Origin of the sequence: Microbacterium yannicii PS01 (genome assembly GCF_000304335.1) — a bacterium.
Classification (GTDB): domain Bacteria; phylum Actinomycetota; class Actinomycetes; order Actinomycetales; family Microbacteriaceae; genus Microbacterium; species Microbacterium yannicii_A.
Map to the genome: position 1 here is coordinate 1 of NZ_CAJF01000046.1, position 23,710 is coordinate 23,710.

The following is a 23,710-nucleotide window of genomic DNA, read 5'->3' on the forward strand; positions in this document are numbered from 1 at the left end:
CAGATCCACGTGGCGGTGACAGCCAGGAGCACGAGCACCGTCGCCAGGCCGATCAGGCCGCCCACCAGCGTGCGTCGGAGATCGACGTCGGCCAGATGGCCGCCCACCAGGTTGCCGACGGTCATGCCCAGCCCCATGACGACGAGCACGATGGGCACGACCCACTCGGGCGATCCGGCCACGTCGGTGACCATCGGGGCGATGTAGCTGTAGACCGCGAAGAAGCCGCCGAATCCGATCGCGCCGACGCCCAGCGCCAGCCACACCTGCCCGATGCGGAACACCTTCAGCTCGGCGCGCAGCGTGCGGCCGGGGTCGCCGGGATGCTCGGGCACGAACAGGGCGATGAGGACCGTCGCGGCCGCGAAGATCGCGGTGACCACCAGGAACGCGGCGCGCCAGCCGACCTGCTGCCCGAGGTACGTGCCGAGCGGCACGCCGACCACGTTCGCGACGGTCAGTCCGGTGAGGACGAAGGCGACGCCCTTCGCCCGCATGCCGGGGCCCAGCACCTCGGCGGCGACGAGCGCGCCGATGCCGAAGTACGCGCCATGGGGCAGCCCGGCGAGGAAGCGGGACGCGGCCACGAGTTCGTACGTCGGGGCGAGCACGGTCAGCGCGTTGAAGACGGTGAGCGCGAGCGCGAGACCGATCATGACGCGGTGGCGCGGATACTTCGCGACCGAGCCGGCGATCGTCGGGGCTCCGACCACGACGCCGAGCGCATACAGCGAGATGAGCCACCCCGCTTGGGCGATCGCGTCTTCCGAGCCCGACGCCCACACGGTCGGGAGGAGGTCTTCGGCGATGTTCGGCAGCAGCCCCATGACGACGAACTCGGTCATGCCGATGCCGAAGCTGCCGACGGCGAGGGAGAGGAGCGCCCACTTCGCCGCCCCCCTCGAGAGGTTCGAGGAGGTCACCGCGTCATGGTACCGGCCGCCGCGGGATCCTGTCGAATCGATTCGGCTCGAGCACGCGACGCGCGATGCCCGTCGGCCCGGTGGTCAGGGCGCGTCGGACTGCCGCTCGATGGCAGCCTCGAGCCGCTCGATCTTGCCGTCGAGCTCACCCGAGTACCCCGGGCGGATGTCGGCCTTCAGCACGAGCGACACGCGCGAGCCGTACGCCAAGACCGCGTCGGTCGCGCGCTTGACGACGTCGAAGACCTCGTCCCACTCCCCCTCGATCTCGGTGAACATCGAGGTGGTCCGGTGCGGCAGGCCGCTCTCGCGGACGACCCGGACGGCGGCGGCGACGGCGTCATGCACCGATCCCTCGGTGCGGCCGTGAGCCGGTGCGGTCTGGGGCGCGCCGCTGGGTGCGACGGAGAAGGCGATCAGCATGGGAACCTCCGGGTTCTCGTGGGGGTCAGGAAACGGATCGGGAGACCCGCGGCCGCCGCGGAACGCGTGCCAGACGCACGACGGCCCAGGCGAACAGGGCGATCATCACGACGTTGCGCAGCGTCAGCACGGTCGCGGCGAGCGCGTCGGCGACGATGATGCGGTCGTAGAGGACGGGATACACGAGCTGGGTGAGGAGGGCGGCGGTGAGGGCGGTGACGGCCGGCACGAGCCAGCGGCGCCGGTCGAGAACCAGACCCATCACGACGGGCGCGATGAGCCAGGTCAGGAACTGCGGCGAGCCGACCTTGTTGAAGACGATGAAGGCCAGCACGAGGCCCAGCGCGAGCGGGGGGAACAGCGCCGCGAACGAACCGCCGCGCCACGCGACGAACGCTCCGAGCGCGGCGACGGCGATCACCGCGAGCGCCAGCACGGGGGTCATCGCGGCGATCACCGCATCGACGCCGGCGCCGGTGACCTGGAAGGTCAGGATGTCGAGGTCGTAGTACACGGTCGCACCGGGGACGCCGGCGACCGCCTGCCACAGGAAGAGCCCGGTGACAGGTGCCTCGACCTGGAGTCCACGACCGGTCTGCCCGGCCACGAAACCGAGCACGTGCGCGCCGCCGCCGGCGGCGACCACGACGAACACCGTCACGGCGGTCACGAGGAGGGCGCCGGCGATGACGGTCAGGCGGCGCCGGAGCGCGATCACCGCGGCCGCCAGCAGCGCCGCGGGCCAGACCTTCATCCACGTCGCGACGGCCAGCAGCACCGACGCGATCAGCGGCCGCCCGGCCAGCCACAGGCACCCCGCGATCGCCAGCGGTACCGTCACCGCATCGAGCCGGTACAGACCGACCGGTCCGAGCAGCAGGATGAAGGCGAGCCAGAAGCCGGCGGCGATGGCGCGCCCGTTCGAGCGACCGTGCCCCAGCAGGAGCGCGAAGGCCAGCGCGTCGGCGAGCGTCACCAGCAGCGCCCAGGCGATCGGGTAGCTGCCGATCCATGAGAGTCCGAGCGCGAGCACCATCGGCACGATGGCCAGCTGCGGGTAGATCCACTCCTCGGTCACGCCCATCACGCCGAACCCGCCGAGGGCGCTGCGCGCCCAGGGCTCGTACACGAGGTACACGTCCCCCATCGGGATGTTGGGCATCAGGAAGCCCAGAGTCGCCACGACGAGGTGCACGATCACGAAGGCGATCCACAGCCAGGCTCGCCTCGACACGCTTCCGATCCTAGGCGGCGGATCGCGGGCCCTTCGCACATCGCCCGCGATCCGGCCCCGGCGCCTCACGGAGGCCTCGAGTCACTGCACCGCGAGAACCTCGGCGACGGCGCGCGGCAGGGCCTCGGCGACGTCCAGCGCGGTGATCGGGCCGCCGCCCACGGCGGCCGACGCGAGACCGGCCGCGTGTCCGTGCAGCCACGCGCCGGACGCGGCGAGCGCCGCCAGAGCCGAGGCATCCGGCCAGTCCGATGCCGCCGCACCGGCGACGAGCGCACCGATGACCCCGGCGAGCACGTCGCCGGTGCCCGCCGTCGCGAGCCACGGGGTTCCCGACGCGACCGTGGTCGTCCAGCCGTCGGGAGCTGCGATCACCGTCGTCGCCCCCTTGAGAAGCACCACCGCACCCGTCCGGGCCGCCGTCTCGCGGGTCGCGGCGACCGGGTCCTCGCTCTCGGCAAGGCCCAGCGCCGATCGCAGGCGCGCATGTTCGCGCACGTGCGGCGTGAGGATGCGGGGGGCGGTGGCCCCGGCGGCGAGGTCGAGTGCGCCCGCGTCGACGACCACGGGCTCGTCCTCGGCCAGCAGCCCGCGGAGGACGTCGGACTCCGCGACGCTCCGGGCCGACGGATCTGTGCCGGATCCGATCACCCAGGCCTGCACGCGCCCTTCCGCTGCGACCGTCTCGGGCCGGCGCGCGAGGACCAGCGCGGTCGGCCGAGACGGGCCGAGGTACCGGACCATCCCGAGTCCCGTGCGCCACGCGGCCTCGACGCCGAGGACCGCCGCCCCCGGGTACTCGTCCGATCCGGTGCGGATGCCCAGCACGCCTCGGGAATACTTGTCATCGGCGGCCGTTGGCCTCGTGAGGGCGCGGGCCGCGTCGTGCATCGACCAGACCTGAGTCATGTCAGCACAGTACCCGGGACGCCGCAGCATCCCCTCGATCTTCCATCCCCTTCGGAGGCAGCACCCGTGAGCCGACTGTTCACTCCCCTGACCCTGCGCGACATCACGGTGCGCAATCGCCTGTGGGTGGCGCCGATGTGCCAGTACAGCGCGGTCGACGGCGTCCCGCAGGAGTGGCATCACACGCATCTCACGCAGTTCGCGTCCGGCGGTGCCGGGCTGGTCATCGCCGAGGCGACCGCGGTGTCGCCCGAGGGTCGCATCTCTCCCGAGGACACGGGTCTGTGGAACGACGAGCAGCGCGACGCCTGGACCCCGATCGTGGCGGGCATCCGTCGGCGAGGCGCGGTCGCGGCGGTGCAGCTGGCCCATGCCGGCCGGAAGGCCTCGACATGGTCCCCGTTCGCCCGCGAGCGCGGGTCGGTGCCGCTCGGGCAGGGCGGCTGGCCCACGGTCGCCCCCTCGGCCATCGCGTTCGAGGGCTACGCGACACCGGCCGCGCTGGACCCCGCCGGCGTCGACAAGGTGGTCGCCGATTTCGCAGCGGCTGCCGAGCGGGCGGTCGCCGCGGGCTTCGAGGTGCTCGAGGTGCACGCCGCGCACGGCTACCTGCTCCATCAGTTCCTCTCGCCGCTGTCCAACCACCGCGACGACGAGTACGGCGGGTCGCTCGAAAATCGCGCCCGCCTGCTGCTGCGCGTGATCGACGCGGTGAAGGATGCCGCCGCCGCTGTCCCCCTCCTCGTGCGGTTCTCGGCGACCGACTGGGCCGAGGGCGGCTGGGACGCGGACCAGACCGCGGTCGTGGCGGGCTGGGCCGCCGCACACGGCGCGGACTTCTTCGACATCTCCAGCGGCGGACTCGTCGCCCACCAGCGCATCGCGTCGGTGGGCCCCGGCTACCAGGTGGAGCTCGCCGCGCGCATCCGCGCGCAGGCGGGCGTCCCGGTCAGCGCCGTGGGAATGATCGACGACGCCGAGCACGCGGAACGGGTCCTGGTCGACGGGCACGCCGACGCCGTCATGGCCGGCCGTGAGTGGCTGCGCGACCCGCACTACGGGCTTCGCGCCGCCGGGCAGCTCGGGGCCGACATCGACTACTGGCCGCTGCAGTACGTCCGCGCCCGCCGCGGCTGAGCGCGCGACCGGCCCCGGGTCACGTACCCGGAGCCGGCGGTGCGCTCAGTACCCGCGACGGCGGGTGGCGTCCTGCACCTCGCCGATGAGCTCCTCGATGATGTCCTCGAGGAACAGCACCGCGGTGATCTCACCCCGCTCATTGCGCACCTGCGCGAGGTGGCGACCGGCGCGTCGCATGAGCGCGAGGGCATCCTCGAGGTCGGTGGTCTCGAGCACGGGCACCATGTGGTGGATGCGCTTGGGCGGGATCCGTCGCGCGACGTCGGTCGCGGCATCCGGCCCCTCCGCCGCCCGCAGGATGTCTTTGAGGTGCACGTAGCCGACGGGAACGCCGGCGCCGTCGACGATCACATAGCGCGAGAACCCGTGCTTGGCGACGGCGCGCTCGATCTCGTCGGGCGTCGTGGTCTCGGGAAGCGTCACCAGGCCCGCGAGCGGCACCGCGATGTCGGTCGCCTTCTTGTCGGTGAACTCCACGGCCGCCGCAACGGTGCCGGCGGTGTCGGTGAGCACGCCCTCGATGCGTGACTGGTTCACGATCGTGGCGACCTCCTCGAGGGTGAAGGTCGAGGCGGCCTCGTCCTTCGGCTCGACGCGGAACAGGCGCACGATGTGGTTCGCGATCCAGTTGAGGGTGACGATCACGGGGTGGAAGACCTTCGACACCCACACCAGCGGGGTGGCGAGCATCAGCACCGCGCGGTCGGGCACCGAGAACGCGAGGTTCTTCGGCACCATCTCGCCGAAGACGACGTGCAGGTACGACACGAGCAGCAGCGCGATGAGGAACGAGATCATGTCGACCGCGCCGTCCGAGAGCCCGGTCAGGTGCAGTGGCTCCGCCAGCAGATGGTGGATGGCCGGCTCCGACACGTTCAGGATCAGCAGCGAGCAGATCGTGATGCCCAGCTGGCTCGTGGCCAGCATGAGCGTGGCGTGCTCCATCGCGTACAGCGCGGTCTTGGCGGAGCGGGATCCTCGCTCGGCGAGCGGCTCGATCTGCGACCGCCGCGCGGAGATGACGGCGAACTCGGCGCCGACGAAGAAGGCGTTCGCGATCAGCAGCACGACCAGCCATGCGATTCCTGCCCAGTCGTTCATCGACGCTCACCCCCTTCCGCCACGGCCTCGTCGTGCGGCATCGGACGGGGCGTGAAGCGCACGCGGTCGACGCGGCGACCGTCCATCCGCTGCACCTCGATGGTGCCGTCCTCGAGGTCGATCGCATCTCCGACGACGGGGATGCGCTCGAGGACGCTCATGATGAAGCCGCCCACGGTGTCGTACACGTCTCCTTCGGGGATGCGGATGCCGGTGCGGTCGAGCACCTCGTCGGGCCGGAGCTCGGCGGGGAAGATCACGCCGTCATCGAGGCGAACGATGCCCGCGCGGCGGCGGTCGTGCTCGTCGAGCACCTCGCCGACGATCTCCTCCACGAGATCCTCGAGCGTCACGACGCCGGCCGTGCCGCCGTACTCGTCGACGACGATGGCCATCTGGTAGCCGCGGGCGCGGAGCTCGGCGACGAGGACATCGAGGTGGACGGCCTCGGGGAAGCGCACCGGCTCACTCGCGAGGGCGGCGGCGGGGACGTCCCGGCGCCGCTCACGCGGCACCCCGACGGCGGACTTGAGATGGACGACCCCGGTGATGTCGTCCATCGACTCGCCGTAGACGGGGAAGCGGCTGTGCCCGGTGCGGCGGGCGAGCTGGATGACGTCCTCGGCGGAGTCGTCAGCCGCCACGGCGTGGACGCTCGGCCGCGGCGTCATGACGTCGGCCGCGCTCAGGCGCGCGAAGCTCAGGCTGCGGTCCAGGAGCGACGCCGTGTCCTCCTCGAGCACGCCGGCGCTCGCCGAGCGGCGGACGAGGCTCGAGAGCTCTTCGGCGGTGCGGGCCCCCGACAGCTCTTCCTTCGGCTCGATGCCCGCCGCGCGGAGCACGCCGTTCGCACTGCCGTTGAGAAGGGCGATCGCGGGACGGAACACCGTGGTGAACGCCACCTGGAAGGGCATGACCAGCTTGGCCGTCTGGCGCGGGATGGCCAGCGCGAAGTTCTTGGGGACGAGCTCGCCGAGGATCATCGAGAAGATCGTCGCGATCGTGACGCCGATGACGGCGGCCAGCGGCCGCGACACTCCGACCGGGATCCCCCACGCGTCGAAGACCGGCGCCAGCAGGTTCGAGATCGCCGGCTCCATCGTGTAGCCGGTGAGCAGCGTCGTCAGCGTGATGCCGAGCTGTGCGCTCGAGAGGTGGGTCGACGTGATCCGCAGCGCGCTGATGGTGAGCGACAGACGGCTCTCGCCCGCCTTCTCGCGGGCTTCGAGGTCGGCCCGGTCGAGGTTCACGAGCGCGAACTCGCTGGCCACGAACAATCCGGTGCCGATGGTGAGCAGGAGCCCCACGCCCAGCATGACGTAGTCCATCACGCGTCACCTCCACTCAGAAGGGAGGCGGGTCGGTGGGGCGAGGGTCTGCAACTAGGAGGGTCGTCCATCGTGCCGTCAAGTCTACGACAGCCCCGCCGACCACGAAGGGCGCAGGGAACGGTCGCGGCGTCGAGGAATCGGGCTGGGGCACAGCGCACACCGGATCCCGACGAGTCAAGCCCCTGTCGACGCCCGGGACGCATTCCGACGATGTCGGCATGACAGACACCACCGCCGACCGCAGAACGGACTCCCGCACCGCTCCCGACCCCGAGCACCCCGACAAGCCGGATACGCCCGCCGAGGTCGAGAAGCGCTCCTGGAAGTACGTCCTCGTCAAGACCATGCGCGAGTTCGGCGCCGACGAGTGCACCGACATCGCGGCCGCGCTGACCTACTACGCGGTCCTCGCCCTCTTCCCGGCTCTGCTGGCGATCTTCTCGATCCTCGGCGTCATGGGGCAGAGCGACCAGGCGGTGACGGCGATCATGGGCATCGTCGAGCAGGTGGCACCCGACGCCGCCGAGACGGTGCGCGGTCCCCTCGAGGGCTTCGCCGACTCGCCCGCCGCCGGCTTCGCTCTCGTCACCGGCCTCGTGCTCGCCATCTGGTCGGCCTCCGGGTACGTGAAGGCGTTCAGCCGAGGCATGAACCGCATCTACGAGATCCGGGAGGGCCGCCCGTTCTTCAAGCTCGTGCCGTGGTTGCTGCTCATCACGGTGATCGGCATCGCCCTGATCAGCCTGGCCGTGGTGATCTTGGTCGTCTCGGGACCGGTGGCCGATGCGATCGGCTCGGCGCTCGGCCTCAGCGAGGTCGTTCTGACGGTCTGGTCGTTCGCCCGGTGGCTGGTGCTGGCCTTCATCGTCGTGCTGATGGTCGCGATCCTCTACTACGCGACCCCGAACGCCAAGCAGCCGAAGTTCCGCTGGATGAGCCTCGGCGCCCTGCTCGCCATCATCGTGCTCGCCCTGGCCTCGCTGGCGTTCGGGATCTACGTCGCGAACTTCTCCAACTACGACCGCACGTACGGCTCACTGGCGGGCGTGATCATCTTCCTGCTGTGGCTGTGGATCGCCAACATGGCGCTGCTGTTCGGTGCGGAGTTCGACGCCGAGCTCGAGCGCGGTCGGCAGCTGCAGGCCGGCATCGCCGCCGAGGAAGACATCCAGCTCCCCCCGCGCGACACGCGCAAGAGCGACAAGGCGCAGGAGAAGGAGCGCAAGGACGTCGAGGAGGGGCGCCGCATCCGCCAGTCCCACGCGGACGATCACCACGACTCCGAGAAGGCGTGAGCGACAGGATGCCTCGGGCGGCGGCATCCGGCATGCGCTACCAGCTGACGGGAAGCGCCTTGCCCTCTTCGTAGCCCGCGGCGGACTGCAGGCCGACGCGGGCCCGCTCGTGGAACTCGGCGACCGTGGCCGAGCCGGCGTACGTGAAGGACGACCGGACGCCCGACGTGATCATGTCGAGCAGGTCTTCGAGGCCCGGACGCAGCGGGTCGAGGTAGATCCGCGACGACGAGATCCCCTCGGCGAAGAGCTCCTTCCGGGCGAGCTCGTAGGGGTCGAGGCGGCCGAAGCGCTCGTGCACCGCCTTGGTCGACGCCATGCCCCACGACTCCTTGTAGGTGCGCCCCGCCTCGTCGGTCTGCAGCTCGCCGGGCGCCTCGATGGTTCCCGCGAACCACGAGCCGATCATGACGGATGCCGCGCCCGCCGCCAGTGCGAGTGCCACGTCGCGCGGATAGCGCACCCCGCCGTCGGCCCACACGTGGGCGCCCATGATGCGGGCGGCCTCGGAGGACTCGAGCACCGCCGAGAACTGCGGTCGGCCGACGGCGGTCATCATGCGCGTGGTGCACATGGCGCCCGGCCCGACGCCGACCTTCAGGATCGTCGCTCCCGCGGTCACAAGATCGTGCACGCCCTCGGCGGTGACGACGTTGCCGGCCGCGATCGGGATGCCCAGGCCGAGATCGGCGACCTCTCGCAGGGCGCGGAGCATGCCCTCCTGGTGCCCGTGCGCCGTGTCGACCACGAGCACGTCGACACCGGCAGCGGCGAGGGCCTTCGCCTTCGCCGCGACGTCGCCGTTGATACCGACGGCGGCGGCGACGATCAGGCGTCCGGAGGCGTCGACCGCCGGCGCGTACAGGGTCGAGCGCAGCGCGCTGCGGCGCGAGAGGGTGCCGACGAGGTGCCCGTGCTCGAGCACGCAGACGGTGTCCGCCCCCGCCGCGACGATGACATCGAATGCATGGCGGGCGCTCTCGATGTCTTCCGCGTCGACCGACGCCGCCCGCCCGCGGGCCAGGTCGCCCAGTCGCGCATCGGGCAGCGCGGTGCCCAGCCGCGTCGCGGGAACAATGCCCCGCACGTCGTCGGCGTCCACGCGCCCCTCGGCGGTCGCCGTCGCCACGACGATGCCGTGGCCATCGGTCGCGGGGAGCAGTCGCGCCGCATCGGCGACGGTCGCGTCGGGAGGGAGCACCAGCGGCGTGTCCCATGTGACCGGCTGCGACTTGACCCAGCGGATCGCGGCGTCGAGCTCCTGCAGCGGCATGTCCTGCGGCAGCACGCCGAGGCCGCCACGGCGGGCGAGGGTGGCGGCGAGCCGGGGTCCGGTGACGGAGTTCATGTTCGCCGAGACGAGGGGAATGGTGGCCGGGGTGCCGTCGCCGGGCGAGAGGTCCACGTCGAGACGGCTGGTGATCGCGGACCGCCGCGGTACGAGGAAGACATCCGAGTACGTCAGGTCGACGTCGGGCGTTGCGCCGTAGAACTCCATGACCGCCAAGGGTAGTGACTGTTCCTGTGCGGATAATCCTGCGGATTCTTTCAGGTGGAGCCGTGTCAAGGGCCGGGACCGCCGCCGGAGACTGGACTACGCTTGACGTTTGTGCGCGAGAGCCGATGGCTCCCCACACAACCCACACTTCACCGATGAAAGCAGGCGATTCAGCGTGTCGAGCCAGGTGACGGGCGTCGGGGTTTCGAACGAGGGAGAGTTCGGAGCCAACGAGTGGCTCGTCGACGAGCTGTACGAGCAGTTCAAGATCGACCGGAACTCCGTCGACAAGGCGTGGTGGCCCGTTCTCGAGGCCTACCACCCGGTCGACGGAGCAGCAGCGACGGCCCCCGCGGGCGATCAGGCGGCGACACCGCCGACCGCCCCGGCGACCGAGGCGGCGAAGCCTTCGGCGGCGCCCGCCGCCGAGCCCCGCCCCGTGACGGCCCCGATCCCGGTGATCGGGTCGCAGCCGGTCGCGCGCACGACCACGCGCCCCGCGGCACCGCAGCCGATCCCGGCGCAGGCGCCGAAGTCCCAGCCGTCGTCGGCCGAGCCTCCCGCAGAAGACAAGGTCACCGTCCTCAAGGGCCTGCCCAAGACTCTCGCGGCGAACATGGACGAGTCGCTCACGGTTCCGACCGCGACGAGCGTCCGCACCGTTCCGGCCAAGCTCATGATCGACAACCGGATCGTGATCAACAATCACATGTCGCGCACGCGCGGCGGCAAGGTCAGCTTCACCCACCTCATCGGCTGGGCGATCATCCAGGCGCTCAAGGAATTCCCCAGCCAGAACGTCTTCTACGCCGAGATCGACGGCAAGCCCTCGGTCGTCGCCCCCTCGCACGTGAACCTCGGCATCGCGATCGACCTCCCGCGCCCCGACGGCACGCGCGCGCTGCTCGTGCCGAGCATCAAGCGCGCCGATCAGCTGACGTTCGGCGAGTACCTGGCGACGTACGAAGACCTCGTCGGTCGCGCTCGCAACAACAAGCTCACCGCGGCCGACTTCCAGGGCACCACGATCTCGCTCACGAACCCGGGTGGCATCGGCACCGTGCACTCGGTGCCGCGTCTCATGAAGGGCCAGGGCTGCATCGTCGGCGCCGGCGCCCTCGAGTACCCGGCCGAGTTCCAGGGCGCGAGCGACAAGACGCTCAACGAGCTCGCGATCGGCAAGACGATCACGCTCACCAGCACCTACGACCACCGCGTCATCCAGGGCGCCGGATCCGGCGAGTTCCTCAAGAAGGTGCACGAGCTGCTGATCGGGCAGCGCGGCTTCTACGACGACATCTTCGCCGCGCTGCGCATCCCGTACGCGCCGATCCACTGGGCGGCCGACATCAACGTCGACCTCGCCGAGCGCGTCGACAAGACCGCCCGCGTGCAGGAGCTCATCAACTCCTTCCGCGTGCGCGGCCACCTGATGGCCGACACCGACCCGCTCGAGTACGTGCAGCGCACCCACCCCGACCTCGAGATCGAGAACCACGGGCTGACGTTCTGGGATCTCGACCGCGAGTTCGTCACCAACGGGTTCGGCGGCAAGCGCCAGATGAAGCTGCGCGACATCCTCGGCGTGCTCCGCGACTCGTACTGCCGCACGATCGGCATCGAGTACATGCACATCCAGGACCCGGGCCAGCGCGCCTGGTTCCAGGAGAACGTCGAGCTCAAGTACCAGAAGCCCGGTCACGACGAGCAGCTGCGCATCCTCGACAAGCTCAACCAGGCAGAGGCCTTCGAGACCTTCCTGCAGACGAAGTACGTCGGTCAGAAGCGATTCAGTCTCGAGGGCGGCGAGTCCCTCATCCCGCTGCTCGACGAGATCCTGCAGGGCGCGGCGCAGGCGGGCCTGGACGGCGCCGCCATCGGCATGGCCCACCGCGGGCGTTTGAACGTGCTCACCAACATCGCCGGCAAGACCTACGGTCAGGTCTTCCGCGAGTTCGAGGGCTCCGTCGCGATCGGCTCGAAGCGCGGGTCGGGTGACGTCAAGTACCACCTCGGCACCGAGGGCACCTTCGTCGCGGACGGCGACGGCGACAGGGAGCTGCCGGTCTACCTGGCGGCCAACCCGTCGCACCTCGAGACGGTGGACGGCGTGCTCGAGGGCATCGTCCGCGCCAAGCAGGACCGCAAGCCCATCGGCACGTTCTCGTGGCTCCCGATCCTGGTGCACGGCGACGCCGCGTTCGCCGGTCAGGGCGTGGTCGTCGAGACGCTGCAGATGTCGCAGCTCCGCGGGTACCGTACCGGCGGCACCATCCACGTCGTGGTCAACAACCAGGTCGGCTTCACCACCACGCCGCAGGACGCCCGCACCTCGGTCTACGCCACCGATGTCGCCAAGACGATCCAGGCGCCGATCTTCCATGTCAACGGCGACGACCCCGAGGCCGTCAACCGCGTCGCGCAGCTGGCGTTCGCATACCGCGAGCGCTTCCACCGCGACGTCGTGATCGACCTCGTCTGCTACCGCCGCCGCGGACACAACGAGGGAGACGACCCCTCGATGACGCAGCCGCTCATGACGAACCTCATCGAGGCCAAGCGCTCCGTCCGCCGCCTGTACACCGAGGCGCTGGTCGGTCGCGGCGACATCACCGAGGAGGAGTACGAGAAGGCCAAGCAGGACTTCCAGTACCGCCTCGAAATCGCCTTCGCCGAGACGCACGCCGCCGAGACGGGCTCGTCACCGGTGGTGGAGCCGGATGCCTCGGCCGAGCCCGCCGCGGGCGAGCCGGACAGCACGGGGGTCTCGCGCGAGGTCGTCCAGCTGATCGGCGACACGTTCGTGAACAAGCCGGACGGCTTCACGGTTCACAACAAGCTGCAGCAGCTGCTCGAGAAGCGCCTCGACATGAGCCGCAACGGGTCGATCGACTGGGCTTTCGGCGAGCTGCTGGCCTTCGGCTCGCTGCTGCTCGAGAAGACGAACGTGCGTCTGGCCGGCCAGGACTCGCGTCGCGGCACCTTCGTGCAGCGGCACTCGGTGCTCCACGATCGCGCGAACGGCCAGGAGTGGATCCCGCTCACGAACCTCAGTGACGACCAGGGGCGGTTCTGGGTCTACGACTCGTTCCTGAGCGAGTACGCCGCGATGGCGTTCGAATACGGCTACTCGGTCGAGCGTGCCGACGCCCTCGTGCTGTGGGAGGCGCAGTTCGGCGACTTCGCCAACGGCGCGCAGTCCGTCGTCGACGAGTTCATCTCATCGGCCGACCAGAAGTGGGGCCAGCAGTCGAGTGTCGTGCTGCTGCTCCCCCACGGGTACGAGGGCCAGGGACCCGACCACTCGTCGGCGCGCATCGAGCGGTACCTGCAGATGTGCGCGCAGGACAACATGACCGTCGCGCGCCCCTCGACCCCGGCCTCGTACTTCCACCTCCTCCGCCGCCAGGCGTACGCGCGCCCACGCCGCCCGCTCGTGGTGTTCACGCCGAAGGCCATGCTGCGCCTGCGCGGCGCGACCAGTCCCGTGGAGCACTTCCTCGAGGGCCGGTTCCAGCCGGTGCTCGACGACGACCGCAGCGTCGCCGGGGACGGGAGCTTCGACAAGAAGGCCGTGAAGCGGGTGCTGCTTCACTCGGGCAAGATCCACTGGGATCTGAAGGCCGAGCTCGACAAGAACCCGCGGCCCGAGATCGCCCTGGTGCGCCTCGAGCAGTTCTACCCCTCGCCCATCGAGGAGCTCACCGCGGTCATCGACGCCTACCCGAACGCCGAGCTGGTGTGGGTGCAGGACGAGCCCGAGAACCAGGGCGCCTGGCCGTTCATCGCGCTCGAGATCGTCAAGCACCTGGACGGGCGCACGATCCGGCGCGTGTCGCGCCCCGCCGCAGCCTCCACCGCGACCGGCTCGCCCAAGGTGCACGCCGTCGAGCAGGCCGCGATCATGCAGAAGGCGCTCACTCTGTAAGAGAGAGCATCGCATCGCCCCCGGACGACCACGTCCGGGGGCGATGCGCGTCCGGCTCGGCTTCACCAGCCAGGGGGCGCATGGATCATGGCAGCGCCGGTCAGGGCTCGAGCGGGGTCACTCCCGCGCGCTCGAAGGCGGCGGCCGCGGCATCCGTCGACGCCTCGCGATCTGCCTCGACCAGCCCGAGGCGCGTACGGCGGTCGAGCAGGTCGTCGATCCCGAGCGCCCCTTCGACGGCGACGCCCCAGTGCAGCTCCTGCGGGGTGACCCCGCGCGCGGCGCCCGGTCCGCCGGGAAGAGCCGCCGCGAAGGGCGCCTCGGCGCCGAAGCGCCGGACGTACCGCGGCGCGGCTGCGATCTCGTGCATGCGTTGCCGCGGCCACGCCCCGACGAGCGGGATCGACCGCGTGCGGGACGGCCGCGCCGGAAAACCCGGGTCGCGACGGATCACAGCATCGACGGCGTCCTCGGCCATGCGCCGATAGGTCGTGAGCTTGCCGCCGACGACGTTGAGGATGCCCGACGGCGACTCGATCACCGCATGCCGGCGCGAGAGGTCGCTGGTGTCGCCGGCGCCGGCGTGGGCGAGCAGCGGCCGCAGGCCCGCGAAGGTCGACAGCACGTCGGCCCGGCCCAGCGGATCGGCGAGCACGGTGTTGACCGTCGACAGCAGCATGTCGATCTCGTCGTCTGTCGCCTCGGCGACCTCGGGGATCGGCCCGTCGGCGAGGACGTCCGTCAACCCGATGTAGGTGCGCCCGTGCATGCTCGGCAGCGTGAAGACGAAGCGGCCGGTCGAACCCGGGACCGGAACAGCCAGCGAGACGTCCGCATCGCCCAGGCGCGCGGTGGAGACGACCAGGTGCGTTCCGCGGCTCGGGCGCAGCCGCACATCGGCGGCCAGCTCGCCGGCCCAGACGCCCGTCGCGCTCACGACGGCCCGGGCGCGCACCGCGACGTTCCGGCCCGTCACCGTGTCGCGGAGCACCACGCCGTCACCGGTGGCGGAGACGGCCTCGACGCGGGTGAGGACGGACGCCCCGTAGCCGGCCCCCGTGCGCGCGATGGCGGTCACGAGCCGGGCGTCGTCGATGAGCTGGCCGTCCCAGCCGCGCACACCACCCCGGAGTCCTCCGGGATTCACCGCCGGTACAAGCCGGAGCGTCTGGCTGCGCCCGACGAAAGTCGGTGCCTGCAGAACCGAGCTCGGAGTGCCCACAGTCCTGCGAAGGCCGTCACCGAGCCCGTAGCCGAGGCCGATGTAGGCTCCGGTGCCGACGGCTCCGGGCGCGTACAGCGGCACGATCTGAGCCAGCGATCGCGTGAGATGCGGCGCCGTACGCGTCATGAGGACGTGCCGTTCGCTCGCGCTCTCGTGGGCGATGCCGAACTGTCCGGTCGCCAGGTAACGCAGGCCACCGTGAACGAGCTTGGAGCTGAAGCGGCTCGTGCCGTGCGCGAGATCGTGGCGCTCCACCAACACGGTGCGCAGGCCCCGGCTCGCGGCATCCAGCGCGATTCCGGCGCCCGTGATGCCGCCGCCGATGACGAGGACATCGATCTCGCCCCCGTCGCCGAGCGCGTCGAGCTCACGGACGCGCCGGGCTGCCGAGAGCGCCGACGGGAATGGCGTGCGGCCGAGCGTGCGCGCGCTCATCGGCGCCCCGAGTGCTGGCTCGGCTGCAGATACCCGCGGAGCGCATGTGCGAGTTCGGCGCGCCACGCCTCCTCGGGAAGCCACTCCGCCACCAGCGGCGCAGACTGCACGGCCGATTGGACGATCAGCAGCACCATTGCCGACAGCTGCGCGGGATCGCCGCCCCGGACGTAGCCCACCCGCTGACCGGCGGCGAGCCGGCGCGCGGTCTCGGCGTGGATCACGCGCTGGCTCGTTCCGAGGCGGTCGAGGATGTAGCGGGCGAAGAGCTCCGGGTCGGTGTCGCGCAGGCGGTCGACCAGCGGAAGCCGGCGCACGCGATCGGCGGTCTCGACGAGGACCGCGATCATGCCGTCGAGGTCGTCCGGGTCGCTCGCAGCGGCGGGCAGCGCGGCGACCAGCTCCCGCGTGATGAGGGCCGCGAAGACCGCCTGTGCGTCGGGCCAGTAGCGGTACAGCGTCTGGCGGGCGATGCCGCAGCGGCGCGCGATGTCGGATGCCGTCGTGCGGCGGATCCCGTGGGTCAGCACCTCGGCGAGCGCGGCGTCGAGGATCGCCGTCTCCGTGTCGCTGAGGGGTGCGTCCATGTGACAACCATACAGATTCTGTCACTTTGTCGTCAGCGTGTCATACTCGCGGGATGGTTGGTCATACTGACGGCATGGATGCCCCGGGACACGCCGACCGCCCGGCACGGCCCCTGGCGGTGCCGGAGCCGGCCACGCGGTCGTCGTGGGATGCCTGGGGTACGGAGCCGGCGCCTCTCCCGCCGGGCGCGAAGGCACTTCTCACCACCCTCCTGCCGGGCAAGCCCCGGCCGGTGCCTCGCCGAGAGCGGCCGACGCTGACGCCTTCTGCTCTGGCGGACGACGACCTCACCGCCCTCCGCGGGATCGTCGGGGAGAACGGCGCCACCCGGGCGGACGACGCGCGCATGCTGCACCTGGGCGGCAAGAGCACTCAGGACCTCCTGCGCCGGCGCCTCGACGACCCGCAGACCGCACCTGACGCCGTCGTCCGGCCGGCCGGTCACGACGGCGTCGCGGCGGTCCTCGCACTGTGCCACCAGCGCGGCCTCGCCGTCGTGCCGTTCGGCGGCGGCACCTCGGTCGTCGGAGGGGTCGATCCCGAGCGCGGCGCCCACCGCGCGGTCATCGCGCTCGATCTCTCGGGCACCGCCGCCCTGCTGGGACTCGACGAGGTCTCACTGCTGGCGACCTTCGGCGCCGGCACCACCGGCCCGCAGGCCGAGGAGCTGCTGCGCCCGCGCGGCTACACCCTCGGGCACTTCCCGCAGAGCTTCGCGTACGCGTCACTGGGCGGGTACGCGGCTACCCGGTCGAGCGGCCAGGCGTCGCGCGGCTACGGGCGATTCGACGACCTCGTCCACGCCCTCCGCGTCGCCACCCCGGTCGGCGACCTCGACCTCGGCCGCTCCCCCGCGAGCGCGGCGGGCCCCGACCTGCGCGAGCTCTTCCTCGGTTCCGAGGGCGCGCTCGGCGTGCTCACCGAGGTCACGGTCCGCGTCCGTCCCGTGCCCGCCGTCACCGCGTACCGCGCGTGGACGTTCCCGGACTTCGCATCGGGGGCCTCGGCTCTCCGCGAAGCGACGCAGCGCGGCATCCGCCCCACGGTTCTCCGGCTGAGCGACGAGACCGAGACACGCGTGAATGCGGTGATGGGCGGCCACCTCACGCGCATGCGCGGGAGCCTCGCCGTCGCGACCTTCGAGGGCAGCACCCCGGCGGAGGCGGAGGCGACACGCGACGCACTCGAGGCGATCTTCACAGCGCACGGCGCGAAGTCGCGCGGCGAGGACCCCGCCCGCTCCTGGGAGCGCGGGCGATTCTCGTCGCCCGCACTGCGTGACACGCTGCTCGATGCGGGAGTCCTCGCCGAGACGCTCGAGACCGCCGCCACGTGGGCGCGTCTGCCCGGGTTGAAGACCGCCGTGACCGACGCTCTCACCCGATCGCTCACGGCGTCGGGCACCAAGCCGATCGTGCTGTGCCACATCTCGCACGTCTACCCCGCGGGCGCGTCGCTGTACTTCACGGTGGTCGCCGCGCTGACCGAGCAACCGCAGGCCCAGTGGGCGAGGGCGAAGGATGCCGCGTCCCGCGCGATCGGCGAGGCGCACGGCACGATCACGCACCACCATGCCGTCGGCCGCGATCACCGTGGGTATCTCGCGGGCGAGATCGGCGATCTCGGGACGGAGATCCTCCGCAGGGTGAAGAGCACGCTCGACCCGCGCAGCATCATGAATCCCGGCGTTCTCGTGCCCCTCTCCGGGGAGACCGAGATGCCGCACGCGAGCGGCCTCACCGCGTGAGACTGGCGCTGGTCGTGAATCCGGCGGCCCGTGCCGGCGCCCACGCCGGTGCGGCCGCACGCGCTGCCGAGCGCCTTCGCTCCCACGGCGTGCGAACGACGATCGTCAGTGGCGGCAGCGCGGCGGAGTCTTCCGCGCTGCTGCGCACGGCCATCGAGGTCGGCGTCGACGCGGTCGCCGTGGCCGGCGGCGACGGCACCGTCGCGCTGGCGATCCAGCAGCTGGCCGGCACCGGCATCCCGCTCGGAATCATCCCCATCGGCACGGGGAACGACTTCGCCGCGACGCTCGGCCTGCGAGAGCGAGATGTGACCGCCGCCGCCGACGCCATCGCCGGCGGAAGGACCCGTCGCGTCGACCTCGCGCGCGTGACCCGCGTCGACGGAACGGCTGCCTACTTCGGCTCGGTCCTCGCCAGCGGCTTCGACTCGAAGGTGAACGACCGCGCCAACGCCATGCGGTGGCCGCGCGGTGGATCGCGCTACAACATCGCGATCCTGATCGAGTTCCTGACGCTCGCCGGGATCCCCTATGACATCGAAGCGACCCTCGCCGGCGGCGAGGTCGAACGCTTCTCGGGCGACCTGGTGATGGCGACCGTCGGCAACGGCCGCACGTACGGCGGCGGCATCCCCATCTGCCCGGATGCGGATCCGGCCGATGGGCTCCTCGACCTGGTGCTGGTACGGCCCGCCGGTCGCCTGCGGCTGCTCCGGCTTCTCCCGCGGGTCTACGGCGGCACCCACCTGACGGTGCCCGAGGTCACCACGCGGCGCGTGCGCGCGGTGCGTCTCGCCGCGACCGACGTGACGGCTTATGCCGACGGCGACCCGATCGGCGCTCTGCCGCTCACGATCGACGTGGCGCCGGGCGCACTCACGGTCTTCAGCCCGGAGTCGTCCGCGCGGGAGCTCTTCACTCCCTCAGGCTGATGCCGCGACCTCAGTGCGTGGCCTGAACCGCCCGCAGCTTCGCCAGCACCTGGTCGCGCAGCTCCTCGGGAGCCGACTCCTTGCACGCGCGGGCCACCACCTCGGTGAGGGTGCGTGCCACCAGTGCCTCGTCCCGGCACCCGGGGCAGTTCTCCAGGTGCTCGGCGATGTCGGATTGCTCGGTCTTGCAGACCTCGTGGCGCAGATACTCCTCGAGATCGCGCCGCGCCTTCTCGCAGCCGCAGTCGGTCATTTCGCACTCCTCGTGGCGGCGGGGGTGATGCCGCGCTCTCTTGCGTAGTCGGCCAGCAGCTCACGGAGCATGCGCCTGCCACGGTGCAGACGGCTCATGACAGTGCCGATGGGGGTCTTCATGATGTCGGCGATCTCCTGGTAGGCGAAGCCCTCGACGTCCGCGAGGTACACCGCCAGCCGGAAGTCCTCCGGGATGGACTGCAGCGCGTCCTTGACGACCGAGGCCGGCATGTGGTCGATCGCCTCTGCCTCGGCCGAGCGGCTGCTCGTCGCCGTGGTGGATTCCGCACCGCCGAGCTGCCAGTCCTCGAGCTCGTCGATCGTGCCCTGATAGGGCTCGCGCTGCTTCTTGCGATAGGTGTTGATGTAGGTGTTCGTGAGGATGCGGTAGAGCCACGCCTTGAGATTGGTCCCCTGGGTGAAGGTCCGCCACGAGGCGAACGCCTTGACGAACGTCTCCTGCACGAGGTCGGCCGCATCGGCCGGGTTGCGCGTCATGCGCATGGCCGCGGCATAGAGCTGGTCCATGAAGGGCAGTGCCTGCTCTTCGAACTGGGTGCGCGGATCCAGGGCCTGGGCGCTCTCGGGGGCCTGGTCGATCGAGTCGGTCATCACGCGCCAGTCTACGGCGGGGAGCGCCGCGTCATCCGTGGACGGGCGTGGGGATGCCTCGAGGTCGAGGCGATCGAGAGTGGCGAACATCCGGCTCCGCTTCGGTGTCATCGATTCCGGCCGCTGGGGGTCGGGTTCAGTAGGGTAGAACCCGATGACAGCCGACGGGTATTCCCTCACCTCCGCGCCGATCGGGCGCGAGTTCTGGCACGCCCCCGTGGCCGAGCATCCGCTGCACGCCACCGTGACCGTCCCAGGGTCCAAATCGCTCACCAATCGCGAGCTCGTCCTGGCCGCACTGGCCGAGAGCCCGAGCCGGCTGATCGCGCCTCTTCACTCCGACGACTCCGCGCACATGATCGAGGCGCTGCGCTCGCTCGGCGTCGGCATCGAGCTCGTTCCCGGCGACGGCCGCTACGGCGACGACATCGAGGTCACGCCCGTGTGGCCGCTGCGCGGCCACACCGAGGTGAACTGCGGGCAGGCCGGCACCGTCATGCGCTTCGTCGCGGGACTGGGCGGCTTCTCTCACGGCGACGTGACGATGACCGCGCACGAGAGCGCCCTGCACCGCCCTATGGGCGCCATGATCACGGCACTGCGCGATGTGGGCGTCGACATCGACGACGGCGGCAAGTGGGCGCTCCCCTTCATCGTCCGCGGGCACGGTCACGTGCGGGGCGGCGAGGTCACCATCGACGCGAGCGCCTCGAGCCAGTTCGTGTCGGGCCTGCTGCTGGCGGCACCCCGCTTCGACGTGGGGCTGCACCTCGTGCACGCCGGCGCGCGGCTGCCCAGCATCCCGCACATCGACATGACGGTCGAGACTCTCGCGCACCGTGGCGTACACGTCGAGCGGCCCGGCGTCGGCGAATGGATCGTGCCGGCCGGCCCCATCCGCGGCAAGGACGTCGCCATCGAGCCCGACCTCTCCAATGCCGCGCCGTTCCTGGCGGCGGCGATGATCGCGGGCGGCTCGGTCTCGGTCACCGGGTGGCCGGCGCACTCGACCCAGCCCGGTGCGATGCTCACCGACATCCTCGCGCTCATGGGGGCGAGGGCGGTCCGTCGCGGCGGGTCGCTCACGGTGACCGCCGGTGCCGGCATCCAGGGCGTGGATCTCGACCTGTCGGCCGCCGGTGAGCTGACGCCCACGATCTTCGCGCTCGCCGCGTTCGCCGACTCCCCGTCCACCCTGCACGGCATCGGACACATCCGCGGCCACGAGACCGACCGCATCGCGGCGCTCATCGCCGAGCTGCGCGGGCTGGGCGGCGAGGCGCACGAGCTGGCCGACGGCATCCGGATCGTGCCGCGTCCGCTGCACGGCGGCACGTGGCACGCGTACCACGATCACCGCATGGCCACCACCGGCGCGCTGTTCGGCCTGGCCGTGCCGGGGGTCGAGGTCGACGACATCGGCAGCACCGCCAAGACCATGCCCGAGTTCCCGCAGATGTGGCAGCGGATGCTCGCCGGCGACGGCTCGTCGGGCGCTCTGCCCGAGGAGACCATGCAGGCGTCGTGAGAGGACGACTTCGGTGGAACGGCTCGTGAGGAGACCTCCGTGGAACGGCTCGTGAGGGCTCTGTGAGCTGGCTCGACGACACCGACGACGAGGACGAGCCGGAGTTCGACGAGGCAGACGTCCGGGTGCGGCCGAACCCGAAGGCGAACCGCCCGCGCACGAAGCGCCGCCCTGCGCACGCCGATGCGAAGATCGCGCGCGTCCTGGGGGTCGACCGCGGCCGATACACCGTCCTGATCGACGAAGATCTTCCCGACGAGCACACCGTGCTGGCCTCCCGTGCCCGCGAGCTGCGCAAGACCTCGATCGTCACCGGCGACCGCGCTCGCGTGGTCGGTGACACCTCGGGCGACGAGGGAACCCTCTCGCGCATCGTCGGGATCGAGGAGCGCACCTCGCTGCTCCGCCGCAGCGCCGATGACACCGATCAGGTCGAGCGGATCGTCGTGGCCAACGCCGACCAGATGCTGGTGGTGGTCGCCGCCGCCGACCCCGAGCCACGGCCCCGGCTGGTCGACCGCTATCTGGTCGCCGCGCTGGATGCCGGCATCCGTCCCCTCCTGGTGGTGACGAAGACCGATCTCGCCGACCCGGCCGAGTTCCTCGCGCACTTCGACGGGCTCGACCTCGCGGTGTTCACGAGCGGGCGCGAGGCGATGCCTCTCGAGCGCATCGGCGCGGCTCTCGTCGGGCACTCGACCGTGTTCGTCGGCCACTCGGGCGTGGGCAAGTCGACGCTGGTGAACGCCCTCGTGCCCGACGCGCACCGCGCGACGGGCCATGTCAACGTGGTGACAGGCCGCGGCCGCCACACGTCCAGCTCGACCGTCTCACTCCGCTATCGCAGCGCGCAGGGGAACGGGTGGGTGATCGACACCCCGGGTGTTCGCTCGTTCGGACTCGGACACGTCGACGTCGCCAACATCCTGCGCGCCTTCACCGACCTCGCCGAGGTCGCCGAGGACTGCCCACGCGGGTGCACGCACCGCGCCGATGCGCCCGACTGCGCCATCACCGAAGCGGTCGCGGCAGGCCGGCTCGGTCCCGGCGGCCCCGCGCGGCTGGAGTCGCTGCAGCGGCTGCTCGAGACCTTCACCGAGCGCCACTGACCCGCGATGCAGGCGACCTGCGGCCTAGGCTGGACCTGTGACCACGACGCGCCTCGAACCCGGTTCCCCCGCCCCCGATTTCACTCTCGTCGATCAGGACGACCGATCCGTGAGCCTGCGCGACCTGCGCGGCGGACGAGTGATCCTCTTCTTCTATCCCGAGGCGATGACCCCCGGCTGCACGACCGAGGCCTGCGACTTCCGTGACAGTCTCGCTCCCCTGCAGGCGGCCGGCTACACGGTGCTCGGCATCTCGCGCGACGAGCCGGAGAAGCTCCGCCGTTTCCGTGAGCGCGACGGCCTGACGTACGACCTGCTGAGCGACCCCGACCACGCGATCCACGACGCCTATGGCGTGTGGGGCGAGAAGGTCAACTACGGCAAGACCGTCATGGGCGTCATCCGCTCGACCTTCGTGATCGACGAAGAGGGACGCATCGATCAGGCACTGTACAACGTGAAGGCGACCGGCCACGTGGCGCGCGTGCGCTCGCTCGTCGGCGTCTAGCCCGACCGGTCCCGAGGGCCTGCCTGGCGGGCGCAGGGATCAGCCGGATGCCGCATCCCGGCCGTCGCCGCCGCGTGCGGCGCGACCGGCATCGCGCACCGCGAGCACGAGCAGCACCAGCCCGACGATCGCGGGAGCGGCGAGCAGCAGCGCGACGGCCGGGTCGGCGTAGGCGCCCGTCGCGGCGCCGAGCGCGACGGCGAGGATGAGCAGCTGCGTGACGATCGCTCCGGACCGCCCCCACGACTGGCCGCGCCAGATCGCCACGGCGAAAGCGAGGATCGCGACGGCCCCGACGACCGTGAGGACGACGAGGGCGATGGCGCTCTCGATCGAGTCGGTGTCGCCCGACAGCAGGGCGGCGGTCTGCCAGACGGCGAGCGCGAGCACACCGATCCCCTCCAGGCCGACGATGATCGCGGCGAGGCGACCGGACAGTTTTGTCCGCATTCTCCGACCGACTCCTTCAGGTCACGGGGACCGCTTTGTGTGAATCCTCCATGGCGCTGGGCGAACACTCAGCAAGTACCACATGAACCCGTCGTTCAACCCTTGATTCGGGTAAACCGCTATGGGACGATTGGTGAAGCCGTGTGCTCCCACAGCGACGTGGGGCGAGCAACGCTCGCACCTCTCCAGGGTATCGGACCCGAATTCGACCCTGATTTCCCCCACCACCGCATCAAGGAGCATCACCATGGACTGGCGCGACAAAGCCGCCTGCCTGACCGTCGACCCCGAGCTGTTCTTCCCCGTGGGGAACACAGGTCCGGCCGTCGACCAGATCGAGAAGGCGAAGTCGGTGTGCGCTCGGTGCACGGTGACCGAGATCTGCCTGCAGTACGCCCTCGAGTCCGGCCAGGATTCGGGCGTCTGGGGCGGTCTGTCCGAGGACGAGCGGCGTGCGCTGAAGCGCCGTGCTGCCAGGGCGAGGCGAGCTTCGTAACGCCACCGCCCCAGCGCCGGACGGAGTCCGGCGGCGATGAGCA

At 71.0% G+C, this 23,710-nt stretch carries 21 protein-coding genes; 9 read left to right on the top strand and 12 right to left on the bottom strand.

The window, feature by feature from the left end; translation table 11 throughout:
• From WYM_RS17875 to WYM_RS17890, 4 genes are all read right to left on the bottom strand, one after another.
• Nucleotides 1–845, bottom strand: an 845-nt coding sequence (locus WYM_RS17875) for an MFS transporter (protein WP_083866277.1), incomplete at its 3' end; no start/stop codon positions are given.
• Between the two features lie 162 nt (nt 846–1,007).
• Nucleotides 1,008–1,346 (bottom strand): thiamine-binding protein, encoded by a 339-nt coding sequence (locus WYM_RS17880; protein ID WP_019182220.1) that lies wholly within the window; start codon nt 1,344–1,346, stop codon nt 1,008–1,010.
• A gap of 25 nt (nt 1,347–1,371) precedes the next feature.
• Nucleotides 1,372–2,580, bottom strand: a complete 1,209-nt coding sequence (locus tag WYM_RS17885) for a glycosyltransferase 87 family protein (protein ID WP_019182221.1) — start codon at nt 2,578–2,580, stop codon at nt 1,372–1,374.
• Between the two features lie 81 nt (nt 2,581–2,661).
• Nucleotides 2,662–3,489 (bottom strand): NAD(P)H-hydrate dehydratase, encoded by an 828-nt coding sequence (locus tag WYM_RS17890; RefSeq protein ID WP_019182222.1) that lies wholly within the window; start codon nt 3,487–3,489, stop codon nt 2,662–2,664.
• A gap of 66 nt (nt 3,490–3,555) precedes the next feature.
• On the opposite strand from WYM_RS17890, the gene WYM_RS17895 reads away from it, so the two are divergent.
• On the top strand, nt 3,556–4,626 hold the full coding sequence (locus WYM_RS17895) for an NADH:flavin oxidoreductase/NADH oxidase (RefSeq protein WP_019182223.1): 1,071 nt from the start codon (nt 3,556–3,558) through the stop codon (nt 4,624–4,626).
• A gap of 45 nt (nt 4,627–4,671) precedes the next feature.
• Here the strand turns inward: WYM_RS17895 and WYM_RS17900 are convergent, their stop codons facing one another.
• Nucleotides 4,672–5,730, bottom strand: coding sequence for a hemolysin family protein (locus WYM_RS17900; protein WP_019182224.1), 1,059 nt, complete (start codon nt 5,728–5,730; stop codon nt 4,672–4,674).
• Nucleotides 5,727–7,058 carry a hemolysin family protein gene (locus WYM_RS17905; protein WP_019182225.1) on the bottom strand — a complete coding sequence of 444 codons (1,332 nt, stop codon included), beginning with the start codon at nt 7,056–7,058 and terminating at the stop codon, nt 5,727–5,729. Before WYM_RS17905 ends, WYM_RS17900 begins: the two co-directional genes overlap by 4 nt.
• A gap of 221 nt (nt 7,059–7,279) precedes the next feature.
• Between WYM_RS17905 and WYM_RS17910 the strand changes: the two genes are divergently transcribed.
• Nucleotides 7,280–8,356: a YihY/virulence factor BrkB family protein gene (locus WYM_RS17910; protein WP_019182226.1), complete on the top strand. Its 1,077-nt coding sequence runs from the start codon at nt 7,280–7,282 to the stop codon at nt 8,354–8,356.
• 37 nt (nt 8,357–8,393) lie between these two features.
• Here the strand turns inward: WYM_RS17910 and WYM_RS17915 are convergent, their stop codons facing one another.
• Entirely contained in the window at nt 8,394–9,854 is a 1,461-nt protein-coding gene (locus WYM_RS17915; RefSeq protein ID WP_019182227.1) for a GuaB1 family IMP dehydrogenase-related protein, read from the bottom strand.
• 175 nt (nt 9,855–10,029) lie between these two features.
• Here WYM_RS17915 and WYM_RS17920 point away from each other — a divergent pair, with 175 nt between their 5' ends.
• Complete coding sequence (locus WYM_RS17920) at nt 10,030–13,782, top strand: multifunctional oxoglutarate decarboxylase/oxoglutarate dehydrogenase thiamine pyrophosphate-binding subunit/dihydrolipoyllysine-residue succinyltransferase subunit (protein ID WP_019182228.1); 3,753 nt, start codon at nt 10,030–10,032, stop codon at nt 13,780–13,782.
• Between the two features lie 100 nt (nt 13,783–13,882).
• On the opposite strand, the gene WYM_RS17925 is transcribed toward WYM_RS17920, so the two are convergent.
• Entirely contained in the window at nt 13,883–15,442 is a 1,560-nt protein-coding gene (locus WYM_RS17925; protein WP_019182229.1) for a glycerol-3-phosphate dehydrogenase/oxidase, read from the bottom strand.
• Complete coding sequence (locus tag WYM_RS17930; protein WP_019182230.1) at nt 15,439–16,029, bottom strand: TetR/AcrR family transcriptional regulator; 591 nt, start codon at nt 16,027–16,029, stop codon at nt 15,439–15,441. Before WYM_RS17930 ends, WYM_RS17925 begins: the two co-directional genes overlap by 4 nt.
• A 74-nt stretch (nt 16,030–16,103) precedes the next feature.
• Here WYM_RS17930 and WYM_RS17935 point away from each other — a divergent pair, with 74 nt between their 5' ends.
• The gene (locus WYM_RS17935; protein WP_019182231.1) at nt 16,104–17,777 is read left to right on the top strand and encodes an FAD-binding oxidoreductase; all 1,674 of its coding nucleotides are present in this window, start codon (nt 16,104–16,106) and stop codon (nt 17,775–17,777) included.
• The gene (locus WYM_RS17940) at nt 17,774–18,709 is read left to right on the top strand and encodes a diacylglycerol kinase (RefSeq protein ID WP_019182232.1); all 936 of its coding nucleotides are present in this window, start codon (nt 17,774–17,776) and stop codon (nt 18,707–18,709) included. Before WYM_RS17935 ends, WYM_RS17940 begins: the two co-directional genes overlap by 4 nt.
• Before the next feature lie 10 nt (nt 18,710–18,719).
• On the opposite strand, the gene WYM_RS17945 is transcribed toward WYM_RS17940, so the two are convergent.
• Together WYM_RS17945 and WYM_RS17950 are read right to left on the bottom strand one after the other, a co-directional pair.
• Entirely contained in the window at nt 18,720–18,962 is a 243-nt protein-coding gene (locus tag WYM_RS17945) for a zf-HC2 domain-containing protein (protein WP_019182233.1), read from the bottom strand.
• A complete protein-coding gene (locus WYM_RS17950) occupies nt 18,959–19,576 on the bottom strand; it encodes a sigma-70 family RNA polymerase sigma factor (protein ID WP_051008181.1) in 618 nt (205 codons plus the stop codon). The genes WYM_RS17945 and WYM_RS17950 overlap by 4 nt, the downstream gene beginning before the upstream one ends.
• Nucleotides 19,577–19,730: 154 nt before the next feature.
• Here WYM_RS17950 and aroA point away from each other — a divergent pair, with 154 nt between their 5' ends.
• From aroA to bcp, 3 genes are all read left to right on the top strand, one after another.
• Nucleotides 19,731–21,104: a 3-phosphoshikimate 1-carboxyvinyltransferase gene (aroA, locus tag WYM_RS17955; RefSeq protein WP_019182235.1), complete on the top strand. Its 1,374-nt coding sequence runs from the start codon at nt 19,731–19,733 to the stop codon at nt 21,102–21,104.
• Between the two features lie 62 nt (nt 21,105–21,166).
• Nucleotides 21,167–22,213 carry a ribosome small subunit-dependent GTPase A gene (rsgA, locus tag WYM_RS17960; RefSeq protein ID WP_019182236.1) on the top strand — a complete coding sequence of 349 codons (1,047 nt, stop codon included), beginning with the start codon at nt 21,167–21,169 and terminating at the stop codon, nt 22,211–22,213.
• A gap of 37 nt (nt 22,214–22,250) precedes the next feature.
• Entirely contained in the window at nt 22,251–22,721 is a 471-nt protein-coding gene (gene bcp / locus WYM_RS17965; protein ID WP_019182237.1) for a thioredoxin-dependent thiol peroxidase, read from the top strand.
• 39 nt (nt 22,722–22,760) lie between these two features.
• On the opposite strand, the gene WYM_RS17970 is transcribed toward bcp, so the two are convergent.
• Nucleotides 22,761–23,171, bottom strand: a complete 411-nt coding sequence (locus WYM_RS17970; RefSeq protein WP_019182238.1) for a hypothetical protein — start codon at nt 23,169–23,171, stop codon at nt 22,761–22,763.
• A 247-nt stretch (nt 23,172–23,418) separates the two neighbouring features.
• Between WYM_RS17970 and WYM_RS17975 the strand changes: the two genes are divergently transcribed.
• The gene (locus tag WYM_RS17975) at nt 23,419–23,667 is read left to right on the top strand and encodes a WhiB family transcriptional regulator (protein WP_019182239.1); all 249 of its coding nucleotides are present in this window, start codon (nt 23,419–23,421) and stop codon (nt 23,665–23,667) included.
• The last annotated feature ends 43 nt before the right edge of the window (nt 23,668–23,710 follow it).

Coding starts and splice junctions, on each gene's coding strand:
- WYM_RS17880 (WP_019182220.1), bottom strand. CDS start 1,346: ATGCTGATCGCCTTCTCCGTCGCACCCAGCGGCGCGCCCCAGACCGCA.
- WYM_RS17890 (WP_019182222.1), bottom strand. CDS start 3,489: ATGACTCAGGTCTGGTCGATGCACGACGCGGCCCGCGCCCTCACGAGG.
- WYM_RS17900 (WP_019182224.1), bottom strand. CDS start 5,730: ATGAACGACTGGGCAGGAATCGCATGGCTGGTCGTGCTGCTGATCGCG.
- WYM_RS17905 (WP_019182225.1), bottom strand. CDS start 7,058: ATGGACTACGTCATGCTGGGCGTGGGGCTCCTGCTCACCATCGGCACC.
- WYM_RS17910 (WP_019182226.1), top strand. CDS start 7,280: ATGACAGACACCACCGCCGACCGCAGAACGGACTCCCGCACCGCTCCC.
- WYM_RS17915 (WP_019182227.1), bottom strand. CDS start 9,854: ATGGAGTTCTACGGCGCAACGCCCGACGTCGACCTGACGTACTCGGAT.
- WYM_RS17925 (WP_019182229.1), bottom strand. CDS start 15,442: ATGAGCGCGCGCACGCTCGGCCGCACGCCATTCCCGTCGGCGCTCTCG.
- WYM_RS17930 (WP_019182230.1), bottom strand. CDS start 16,029: ATGGACGCACCCCTCAGCGACACGGAGACGGCGATCCTCGACGCCGCG.
- WYM_RS17935 (WP_019182231.1), top strand. CDS start 16,104: ATGGATGCCCCGGGACACGCCGACCGCCCGGCACGGCCCCTGGCGGTG.
- WYM_RS17945 (WP_019182233.1), bottom strand. CDS start 18,962: ATGACCGACTGCGGCTGCGAGAAGGCGCGGCGCGATCTCGAGGAGTAT.
- WYM_RS17950 (WP_051008181.1), bottom strand. CDS start 19,576: ATGACCGACTCGATCGACCAGGCCCCCGAGAGCGCCCAGGCCCTGGAT.
- aroA (WP_019182235.1), top strand. CDS start 19,731: ATGACAGCCGACGGGTATTCCCTCACCTCCGCGCCGATCGGGCGCGAG.
- WYM_RS17970 (WP_019182238.1), bottom strand. CDS start 23,171: ATGCGGACAAAACTGTCCGGTCGCCTCGCCGCGATCATCGTCGGCCTG.
- WYM_RS17975 (WP_019182239.1), top strand. CDS start 23,419: ATGGACTGGCGCGACAAAGCCGCCTGCCTGACCGTCGACCCCGAGCTG.